This is a genomic window from Candidatus Frankia alpina, from assembly GCF_902806485.1.
GTDB classification, from domain to species: domain Bacteria; phylum Actinomycetota; class Actinomycetes; order Frankiales; family Frankiaceae; genus Frankia; species Frankia alpina.
Genome location: NZ_CADCWT010000034.1, coordinates 19,991 through 29,357, shown reverse-complemented (window position 1 = coordinate 29,357; position 9,367 = coordinate 19,991). Strand labels below are relative to the sequence as shown.

Here is a 9,367-nt window from a genome sequence, read left to right as displayed (position 1 = left end):
CCGGGAGGCGGCACCGGCGCGGTCAGCGGGATCGCCGGGCAGCACGGGGGCGGGGCCGATCGACCGGCTCGTCGAGCGGGAGGTGCGGGTTCGTCCGATAGAGCTCCGGGTCGGCCTCCTCGGGGATCCGGGAACGGACGGCCGCGACCACCCCGATCAGCGCCACCGCGAGACCGATGGTCAGCCCGCCGCCTGCCACGGCGTTCAACCACGTCGGCAGGTTCCTGACCCCGAAGAAGAACGGGATCACCGCGGCTGCGGCGGCAACCAGACCGATCCCGAACAGGACGCAGCCGGCCCGAACGAGCCAGTCCGCCCGGCCCACCGCCGGCCCGGCCCGGGGTCCGGACCACTCGGGCGGCGTCGATGGTGGCACGTCTGCCACCCTACGGGCGAGCGGCACCCGGGGTGGATCACAGGCGACCACGGACGACCACGGTGAACACCGCAGGGCGCCCCGCCGCGGTCCGCACCGCGACCCCGCTGCGGACCGCGGTGCGCGGGCAGCGGTTGCGGTGCGATGCGCACGATCCCGGGGCTCAGACCGTGCAAAACGCACCGCAACCGGCGCCGCCCGGGTTCGAGGGCTCGCTCGTCCGGTCCGTTCTAGACGACCGGCGCGCCCTCGCCCTGCTGGTGCGCGCCCCGCTCGGCGTGCTCGCGGTAGTTTGCGGCCTGCTCATCGGAAACCTCCAGGCCCTCGGCTGCACGGCTCGCCTCGGGATCATCCGGGCCGCCGTCCGCGCCGAGCACGGCCTCGTCCCGAGCCCGACTCCGCTCGGCTTCCTCGAAGTCCTCCGGGGTACGAAAGTCCTCACGATCGGGATTCGCCATCGAAACGCCTCCTGCCATCGGGGGACCGGCCGTCCAGCCCGGACGGTCGTCCCAGGGTCATGACCTGGCATGCCCGGGGTACACCCCGGATAACACCGGGGAGGCGACCGTCACTGGAGAGGTCCGACCGACAGCCGATCGCGACCGAAGACCCCGCGGGTGGTGCGGTCGGCGGATAGCCTGTGGATTCCCTCAGCTTTCGCCGCGTTGTCCCTGTCGTTACGTTGTCCCTGTCGTTACACAGAACGAGGTCGCCCGTGCCCACCGGCAAAGTCAAGTGGTTCGACGTCGACAAGGGCTTCGGCTTTCTCAGCCGGGACGACGGCGGCGACGTCTTCGTTCACAAGGCCGCCCTGCCGGCGGGGGTGGAGCGGCTCAAGCCGGGCGACCGGGTGGAATTCGGCGTCGCAGCCGGGCGGCGCGGGGACCAGGCGCTGTCGGTCCAGCTGCTGGCCGCGCCGCCGTCGGTGGCGAAGGCGGCCGCGCAGGCCGCCCGGCGCAGCCCCGACGAGCTGCACAGCATGGTCGAAGACATGATCAAGCTCTTGGACGACGTGCAACGCGATCTGCGCCGCGGCCGCTACCCGGACCGCCGGATCGCGCAGCGCGTGGCCAAGGTCGTGCACGCCGTCGCCAGTGAGCTGGAGGTGTAGGCGCCGGGGCGTCGATCCTCACGGCTGCGTCGGCGGCAGGAAGCTCACCCGGCGGCCGCAACCGGTGCACACCGCTACCTGGGAGCCGGGTTCCTCGTCGGACGCGACGAGGTGGGTCAGCGGGATCGGCCCCTCACACCAGGGGCACAGCAGCCATGGTCCGTCGATGCCACGCGAGCCGCCGGTATCCATTCACCCACGATGCCTTATCCCGCAGCGGGCGCGAGTCCCTGTCGCAACACATTGTCGGCCAACCGACCCAAACGGCCGGCCGGGAGCCCGCGCGTGCCGAAGACAGCACGCGGTGCGGCAGACTGCGAACGGAGACGACGCGACCCAGGACACGCCGGCGAGCCCCGACCGCCGCGTGGCGCCGGACGGGGGCGAACTGGTGGCGGGTCGAGTCCGGGCCGTGCGTGGGATCGGGAGCTGAGAGGCATTCGCGTGACAAGCAGTGGGCAGCGGTCGTGATCACATCCGTAGGGTGTTGACCGTGGTCGACGACGCCGCGGGTCCGAGCCCCCGCCGCACCGATCCGGGCGACCCGCTCAACCCCCACGAGCCGCGGTCCATCGGTCCGTATGCCCTCATCAGCCGCCTGGGCGTCGGCGGGATGGGGACTGTCTACCTGGCCCGCAACACCGCCGGGCGGCGAGTCGCCGTCAAGGTGATCCGGCCCGACCTCGCGGCCGACGAGGAGTTCCGCCGCCGGTTCCGGGCCGAGGTCGAGGCGGCGCGGCGGGTCGCCCCCTTCTGCACCGCCGAGGTGCTCGACGCCGATCCGAACGCGCCGGCGCCCTACCTGGTCACCGAGTTCATCGAGGGCGTCCGGCTGGACGAACAGGTCGACTCCGGTCCGCTGGCCTCCTCGACACTGACCGGCCTGGCCGTCGGCGTGGCGACGGCCCTGACCGCCATCCACAGCGCGGGCCTCGTCCACCGCGACCTCAAACCGAGCAACGTGATGCTCTCGTTGTCCGGCCCACGCGTGATCGACTTCGGTATCGCGCAGGCGTTGGATGGCGCAAAGGCCAAGCCGACGGCGTGGGGGTTCGGCTCAGCCGGCTGGATGGCGCCCGAGCAGGTGCACGGCCAGCCGATCGGACCCGAGGCGGACGTCTTCGCGTGGGGCATCCTCATCGCCTACGCCGGCACCGGCCGGCATCCCTTCGGCGACGGCTCGGACATCGACCTCGGAATGCGCATCGTGGGCTCCGCCCCGGACCTGCGCGGTCTGCGGGAGCCGCTGGTCGGGCTGGTCAGCGCCGCCCTGGCGAAGCATCCCGACGATCGGCCGAGTGCCCGGGAGCTGCTGCTGCGGCTCGTCGCGCAGCCGCCAGCCCGCGGTGGCCCCGCTCTTGGACCGGCGATCGGCCAGGTCGAGGAGCTGCTGAACCGCACCGGCGAGGTGCCCCGTCCGGCGCCGACGCGAGTGGGCCCGGCGACCTCGGCTCCCGCCCGCCGCCCGCCCTGGGGCGGCGCCGTCCCCGCGGCGAGGCCCGACGCGGCCGGACCACCGGGCCGCGCGCCCGCCGCGGATCGCTCCCCGGGCGCCTCGCCCGCGCCGGTCGGCCGGCCGCGGGGCGGGCCCTATCCACCGACCGCCGGGCCCCCCGGCGGGCGCGGGCCGGGAGCCGCACCCGGCCCGCGCCCGTCCCCGGACGCCCGCGCGCCGGCCCAGCTGGACGGTCGCCAGATGGACAGTCGCCAGATGGGCGGACGGTCCCGCGGGCCGGCGCGGATGGCGGACCCGAGCCGCATGCCAGAGGCCGCGCGGGTCCCGGAGCCGGCACGGGCGCCGGGCCCGACACCGATGCCGGGCGCCACGGGCAACCTCTACCCGCCCTATCCGCAGTCCCCGTCTCGGCGCGGACCGGACCGCCGCCAGCTTGCATTGATCATCGGAATTGTCATGGCGGCGCTGATCGCCATCGCCGTTGTGGTCAGCCTGCCGGGCCGCAACGGCGGCGGGGCGGATTCCGGCCGACCACCAGGCTCCACCGCAGCGCAGCCACCCAGTGCGTCGGGCGCCCCGAGTCCCACCGCAGGGTTCGGCGTGCCGGTGACGGACGGCTCGTTGGAGTTCGTCGTGGCCGGCGTCGACTGCTCGAAGACCCAGATCGGCGACGGAATCCTCGCCCTACGCGCCGCCGGCAGGTTCTGCCAGGCCCAGGTGACGGTGCGCAACACCGGCGACACCGCCAAGGCGCTGGACAACTCTTCCGAGCTGCTTTGGGATGACCACGGCGACCGGCACGAGGCGAACTTCCTCGCCCGCCTCAAGCTGGACGAGAACCTGTGGGACTCCATCGACCCGGGTGAGACCAAGCGCGGCACCCTGGTCTTCGACGTCCCCCGCGACGCGCAACCGCGGGAACTCGAAATCCACGAGAGTTCGCAGAGCGCCGGGGCCCGCATCCCGATCCGCTGACGGCCACCGTCCGCAGTCAGCCGACGCTCGGCGACGACTCCTCGGAGCCTGCCGTCACGACGAAAGCGGGCAGCGGCCCCGGCAGGTCGGCGTTGCGGGAATCCGGCCGGAAGCCGGCCAGGATGATGTCCAGGGACCGCCGCCAGGATCCCGGCGCGACTCGCTCGGTGAGGTCCATGACCAGCCGCAGCGAACGCATCAGGACCAGCAGGTCCGCCGGCACCACGTCGGTCCGGACCGTGCCCGCCCGCTGGGCCGCGGCGAGCATCGCCGTCACCGGCGGCACGACCTCGGCGACCATGCGCTCCGCGGTGCGCCCGCTCCACAGCCGCCGGGCCAGGTAGGCCCCACGGCAGGGATCGGCTCCCAGCACTCGCAGCAGGTAGCAGTGCAGAGCGGTTGCGGACGGCTCTGCCGCGGCCACCTCCACGGCCAGCTCGCGGAGGTCATCGACGGTCGTCTGCAGAATCGCCTCGATGAGCGCGTTCTTGTTCGAAAAACGCCGGTAAAGGGTGCCCATGCCGACCCCGGCACGGCGGGCGATCTCCTCGGCGCCGACGTCGTCTCCGCGCTCGACGAACAGCTCATAGGCGGCGGTGAGAATGCGGACGCGGTTCAGCTCGGCGTCGCGGCGTAGGGGCCGGGATGGCACAGCCGAGGATCGCCGCGACGCGGACGGGACAGCCTCCACCTGCTACCTACAGGGATAGGACGGCATCGAGGCGACGATCTCCACCAACAGTCTAAGCATGGCAGCACACTGTAGGGGATTGACCGGATACGTTGCGACGTTTCCGCCAAAGGCGCGCTCTTTCCCGCCGTCCCGACCGCCGTCGCACCACGATCACCCGCTAACGTGATTATCTGCCCGGACGGGCGTCAAGCGGGCCGAGGCTTTCTCTCCGTGGGGTGTCAAGGTGGGGCGGGGTGTCGAGATGGGAAGTCAGGTGCGGACAAGCGGTGCGGGTGCGGTCGGGTGCCGCCGGGGCGGGCAGGTCGGATCGGTTCGGCGGATCAGGTACGTCGGACTGGCGCTGCTGCTCGCGTTGGCCACGGCGTTGGTCGCCTGCGACGACCTCGGCGACCAGACGGGCACGGCGGATCCGTCCGCGGCTGCCGACGGACAGCCGGGCGCGGCGGGCGCCGGCTCCCGGGGAGCCGCGGGCTCGGCGCTCGCGCTGCTCGGCAAACTGCCGGTCCGCGCCGAGGACAATTCGCCGAAGTACCAGCGCGACAAGTTCGGCACCGCCTGGTCGGACGTCGACCACAACGGCTGCGACACCCGCAACGACGTCCTGCGCCGTGACCTGCACAGCACCACCGTGCGGCGATCCGACGGCTGCACGGTGCTCACCGGCGAGCTCACCGATCCGTACACGACCCGGATCATCCGCTTCGATCGTTCCCGCAACGCCTCGGCCGTGCAGATCGACCATGTCGTCGCACTGGCCGACGCCTGGCGGACCGGCGCACTGGACTGGACCGCCGCCCAGCGCCTGCAGTTCGCGAACGACCCGGAGAACCTGCTCGCCGTGGACGGCCCGACGAACCAGCGCAAGAGCGACCAGGATGCATCCGAATGGCTGCCGCCGAGCCCCGGCGAGCAGTGCCCGTACGTCGCCCGCCAGGTGGGGCTGAAGTCCCGCTACCACCTGTGGGTGGTAGCGGCGGAGGCCCAGACAATGCGGACAGTGCTCCAGAAATGCCCCACCCAGTCAGCGCTCGGCAGCACCGCCGCACACTAACCGCCCGCACCATCCCCCGTCGCCCTGCTGACAGTCACCCGACCGACTACCCCCACCCGACCAGGCCACCGCGGGGAGACCAGTCCGCCTAAGAGGCAGGCCACCGTGGGGGAGGGTTTCGACCGTGGGGGGTTCGGGGGGGGCTCGGCCCCCCCGGACAACATAAAGGAAGCCCCTACCGGCGCAGCATGCTCCGGTAGGGGCTGACGTGGGCGAGGGGGGAGTTGAACCCCCACGTCCGCTAGGACACACGGACCTGAACCGTGCGCGTCTGCCATTCCGCCACTCGCCCGAGTTGGACTATCTCTTAACCAGGGGACACGCTATCACGCCGGAGATGTCCGCTGCGTCGGGGGGCCACCAACCGCGGTGGACATGTCAAGAGCCAAGCCGTGGGGCGTCCACGCCCGGGGGCATACGATCTCACAGACCGGGAGAAGGGAGGTCGAGCATGGGCGTGCTACAACGCTTCGAACGGCGCCTGGGCGGCCTCGTCGAGGGTGCGTTCGCCAAGGTGTTCAAGGGTGGGGTCGAGCCCGTGGAGATCGCCAGCGCGCTGGCCCGGGAGACCGACGACCGCCGCGCGGTCAGTTCCAACCGCGTGCTGGTGCCCAACGAGTTCGCCGTGGAGCTCGCCAGCGGCGACTTCGCCCGGCTCTCCCCGTACGACCGGGCGCTGTGCGACGAGCTGGCCGAGATGGTCCGCGAGCATGCGGCCGAGCAGCGATACACCTTCGTCGGCCCGGTGTCCGTCCGGATGTCCGAGGCGGCCGACCTCGACGTCGGCGTCTTCCGGATCCGCAGCAGCGTGGCGGCGGCGGATCCGGGGGTGGTGAGCGGGCGCCGCGGCCGCCCGCGCCCGAGCGCGCCCGGCACTCCCCATCTACTGATCACGACGAAGGCCCCGGGCGGGACGGGTGGCGGCGGGGAGCGGGAGTACCCCCTGGACGCCGAGACCACCGTCATCGGGCGCAGCGTCGAATGCGACATCCGCCTGAACGACACCGGGGTGTCCCGCCGGCACGGGGAGATCCGCCGGCTGCCGGACGGGCAGTTCCTCTACGTCGACGCCGGCTCGACGAACGGCAGCCTCGTCAACGGCCGCGCGGCCACCCAGGTCAAGCTCGTCAGCGGGGACCGGATCGAGCTCGGCACCGCGACCATCGTGTTCCGCCGCGAGGACGGCCGAGGCGTCGGCGCGAACCGGTCGCCTTCGCGGGCCACCCCCCCGCCGGAGCGGGTCGGGCATCGGGCGACAGCCCCGCCGGACCGGCGCCCCACGCCTGCGCCGGACGACCCGTATCGGCGGGGCTCGTCCCCGCGCGTCGGCCGGGCGGACCCGTACGCCGAGCGTGAGCCGCGCGGTGGTCAGCCTTACCCGACGGACCCGCACCGGAACCGCCCCGCCCGGGCGGGCAGTGACCCCGGCTACCGCGACCGCAGGCCCGACGGCGGCCGGGCTCGCGACCGGGCCCGCCCGCCGCGGCGGGACCCGGACCCCAGGGACCCGGGCCCCAGCGGCGAGCGCGACCCGTACGGCCGTGATCCGCGGGACCACCGCGACGACGCCCCCCGTCGGCCGGGCTCCTACCGCGAGGGCGCCGCCGATCGCGAACCGGGCCAGCCCGCGCGCGGCGGGGCGGGGTCCGACAGCGGCCTTGAAGCGTTGGACAACGTGTACGACGCGCAGACGCGCCTGCCGGGCCAGCCCGACCTGCCGCGGCCGGGCGACGGCGGGCGCGGGCGGGCGCGGCCGGATCGGAGCTGGTAGCAGCCGATGGATCCGACTGAGCCCAGCGAACTCGTCCTGCTGATCGTCAAGATTGGCTTTCTGGCCCTGCTGTGGGGATTCGTCCTCGTCGCCGTGCGGGCCGTCCGGCTGGACATGTTCGGCCCGACGAAGCGCCAGCAGCGGCGTGAGCCACCCCCGATGTCGCGGCCGACACCCCCCCGAACCCCGCCCCAACCAGCTCGCAAGCCACAGTCTCCGAGCAAACTCGTGGTGACCAAGGGGCACTTGTCAGGCACAACAATTCCCCTAGGATCGTCACCTGTCACCATCGGACGGGCACAGGACTCGACTCTGGTCCTCGAGGATGACTTCGCATCAGGGCGGCATGCGAGACTCGTGCCCCACGACGGACAGTGGTTCGTCGAGGACCTGGGCTCGACCAATGGCACATTCCTCAACCGTTCGAAGGTGACCAGTCCCATGCCGGTACCTCTCGGCGCGCCGGTCAGGATCGGGAAGACGGTCCTGGAGCTCCACCGGTGAGCCTCAGGCTTCACTTCGCCGTTCGCTCGGATGTCGGGCATGTACGGGAAGGAAACGAAGACTCCGCTTATGCCGGGCAGCGCCTGCTGGCGGTGGCCGACGGCATGGGCGGGCACGCCGCGGGCGAGGTCGCCAGTTCCATGGTGATCTCCCGCCTGGCCGATCTCGACGACGACATCGACAGCGACGACCTCGTGACGGAGCTGAACGAGGCCGTCCGCGACGCCAACCGCCAGCTGCGCGAGAGGTCGCTGGAGAACAGTGCCCTGGACGGCATGGGCACCACGGTGACCGCCGTGCTCTCCTCCGGGGACATGCTCGGGGTCCTGCATGTCGGGGACTCGCGGGCCTACCTGCTGCGCGAGGGCATCCTCAGCCAGATCACCCATGACCACACTCTGGTCCAGGACCTCGTCGACCAGGGCCGGATCACCCCGGAGCAGGCGAACACGCACCCCCAGCGCTCCCTGCTGATGCGTGCGCTGGACGGCCGCGAGGTCGAGCCCGACCTGTCGGTGCGCCAGGCCCGGGACGGGGACCGCTACCTGCTGTGCACCGACGGTCTGTCGGGGGTGGTCAGCGAGGAGACGATCCTGGAGACGCTGCTGCTGCCCACCCCGCAGGATGCGGTGGACCAGCTCGTCGACCTGGCGCTCAAGGGCGGCGGCCCGGACAACATCACGGTCGTGGTCGCCGACATCTCCGAGGATCGCGGGGAGGCCCGGCCCTACCCGCTGGTCGCCGGTGCGGCGGCGGAGAAGCGGTCGGTGCCCAGGGCGGCCTCCGCCCGCAGCGGGCCCGACCCGCGTTACCCGGACACCGAGTCCGCGGCGGCAAAGGCTGCCCGGATCGGCCGGCCGGGATTTCACCGCCGGGACCGTCAGGAGCAGGCCAGCGACCGCGGCGATGGCGAAAGCGATGATGCGGACGGGGACGGAGACGGCCGACGCCGATCGGGGCGCCGCGTCCTGTTCGTCTCGACCGTCGTGTTCGTCCTCGTCGTCGCGAGCGCCGCGGCGGGGTGGACCTATGTGCGTGGCCAGTACTACGTCGGCGTCGACGGCGAGGGGCGGGTGGCCCTGTTCCAGGGGGTGAAGGGAAGCATCGCCGGCATCCATCTGTCGTCGGTGCTCTCCCCGGGCCCGCTGCTGTCCGAGGTTGCCCCGGCCGATCAGGACGACCTGCGCCACGGCATCCCGGCAGACAGTCGGAACGAGGCGAAACAGATCATCGCGCGGCTGCACACGCCGAGCCCGACGCGGCCGGAGGTCAGCACGACGCCCAGTCCGTCCCCGACCAGCCGTCTCAAGTCCCCGTCGCTGGAGCCCGCCGCCGGCCTGGTGCCAGCGGTATGCCAGGCGGCGAGCCCCGTCGGCATCGCCGCCCCAGGCTGCCCGAGCACGCCCGTTCCCACCCCGTCACCGTGACC

Annotated in this window: 10 protein-coding genes and 1 tRNA gene; 6 read left to right on the top strand and 5 right to left on the bottom strand. The window is 72.5% G+C overall.

What is annotated here, in order from left to right:
• Positions 1 to 22 precede the first annotated feature (22 nt).
• Both G6R25_RS06505 and G6R25_RS06500 read right to left on the bottom strand, forming a co-directional pair.
• The gene (locus G6R25_RS06505; RefSeq protein ID WP_205446915.1) at positions 23 to 376 is read right to left on the bottom strand and encodes a hypothetical protein; all 354 of its coding nucleotides are present in this window, start codon (positions 374 to 376) and stop codon (positions 23 to 25) included.
• 230 nt (positions 377 to 606) lie between these two features.
• A complete protein-coding gene (locus tag G6R25_RS06500; RefSeq protein WP_136448171.1) occupies positions 607 to 834 on the bottom strand; it encodes a hypothetical protein in 228 nt (75 codons plus the stop codon).
• A 257-nt stretch (positions 835 to 1,091) separates the two neighbouring features.
• Between G6R25_RS06500 and G6R25_RS06495 the strand changes: the two genes are divergently transcribed.
• A complete protein-coding gene (locus G6R25_RS06495; protein ID WP_163552255.1) occupies positions 1,092 to 1,487 on the top strand; it encodes a cold-shock protein in 396 nt (131 codons plus the stop codon).
• 18 nt (positions 1,488 to 1,505) lie between these two features.
• On the opposite strand, the gene G6R25_RS25020 is transcribed toward G6R25_RS06495, so the two are convergent.
• On the bottom strand, positions 1,506 to 1,679 hold the full coding sequence (locus G6R25_RS25020; protein WP_205446913.1) for a hypothetical protein: 174 nt from the start codon (positions 1,677 to 1,679) through the stop codon (positions 1,506 to 1,508).
• Between the two features lie 301 nt (positions 1,680 to 1,980).
• Between G6R25_RS25020 and G6R25_RS06490 the strand changes: the two genes are divergently transcribed.
• Positions 1,981 to 3,918: a protein kinase domain-containing protein gene (locus G6R25_RS06490; RefSeq protein WP_235947613.1), complete on the top strand. Its 1,938-nt coding sequence runs from the start codon at positions 1,981 to 1,983 to the stop codon at positions 3,916 to 3,918.
• A 16-nt stretch (positions 3,919 to 3,934) separates the two neighbouring features.
• On the opposite strand, the gene G6R25_RS06485 is transcribed toward G6R25_RS06490, so the two are convergent.
• Positions 3,935 to 4,570, bottom strand: coding sequence for a TetR/AcrR family transcriptional regulator (locus G6R25_RS06485; RefSeq protein ID WP_235947611.1), 636 nt, complete (start codon positions 4,568 to 4,570; stop codon positions 3,935 to 3,937).
• Between the two features lie 283 nt (positions 4,571 to 4,853).
• Here G6R25_RS06485 and G6R25_RS06480 point away from each other — a divergent pair, with 283 nt between their 5' ends.
• The gene (locus tag G6R25_RS06480; RefSeq protein ID WP_163552252.1) at positions 4,854 to 5,663 is read left to right on the top strand and encodes an HNH endonuclease family protein; all 810 of its coding nucleotides are present in this window, start codon (positions 4,854 to 4,856) and stop codon (positions 5,661 to 5,663) included.
• A gap of 209 nt (positions 5,664 to 5,872) precedes the next feature.
• Here G6R25_RS06480 and G6R25_RS06475 read toward each other — a convergent pair.
• Positions 5,873 to 5,955, bottom strand: a tRNA-Leu gene (locus G6R25_RS06475).
• A gap of 159 nt (positions 5,956 to 6,114) precedes the next feature.
• Here G6R25_RS06475 and G6R25_RS06470 point away from each other — a divergent pair.
• From G6R25_RS06470 to G6R25_RS06460, 3 genes are read left to right on the top strand one after another with little or no spacing between them, the layout of a single operon-like run.
• Complete coding sequence (locus tag G6R25_RS06470) at positions 6,115 to 7,434, top strand: FhaA domain-containing protein (protein WP_163552251.1); 1,320 nt, start codon at positions 6,115 to 6,117, stop codon at positions 7,432 to 7,434.
• A gap of 6 nt (positions 7,435 to 7,440) precedes the next feature.
• Positions 7,441 to 7,938 carry an FHA domain-containing protein FhaB/FipA gene (locus G6R25_RS06465; protein WP_163552250.1) on the top strand — a complete coding sequence of 166 codons (498 nt, stop codon included), beginning with the start codon at positions 7,441 to 7,443 and terminating at the stop codon, positions 7,936 to 7,938.
• Complete coding sequence (locus G6R25_RS06460) at positions 7,935 to 9,365, top strand: Stp1/IreP family PP2C-type Ser/Thr phosphatase (protein WP_163552249.1); 1,431 nt, start codon at positions 7,935 to 7,937, stop codon at positions 9,363 to 9,365. The genes G6R25_RS06465 and G6R25_RS06460 overlap by 4 nt, the downstream gene beginning before the upstream one ends.
• The last annotated feature ends 2 nt before the right edge of the window (positions 9,366 to 9,367 follow it).

Coding starts and splice junctions, on each gene's coding strand:
- G6R25_RS06480 (WP_163552252.1), top strand. CDS start 4,854: ATGGGAAGTCAGGTGCGGACAAGCGGTGCGGGTGCGGTCGGGTGCCGC.
- G6R25_RS06465 (WP_163552250.1), top strand. CDS start 7,441: ATGGATCCGACTGAGCCCAGCGAACTCGTCCTGCTGATCGTCAAGATT.
- G6R25_RS06470 (WP_163552251.1), top strand. CDS start 6,115: ATGGGCGTGCTACAACGCTTCGAACGGCGCCTGGGCGGCCTCGTCGAG.
- G6R25_RS25020 (WP_205446913.1), bottom strand. CDS start 1,679: ATGGATACCGGCGGCTCGCGTGGCATCGACGGACCATGGCTGCTGTGC.
- G6R25_RS06500 (WP_136448171.1), bottom strand. CDS start 834: ATGGCGAATCCCGATCGTGAGGACTTTCGTACCCCGGAGGACTTCGAG.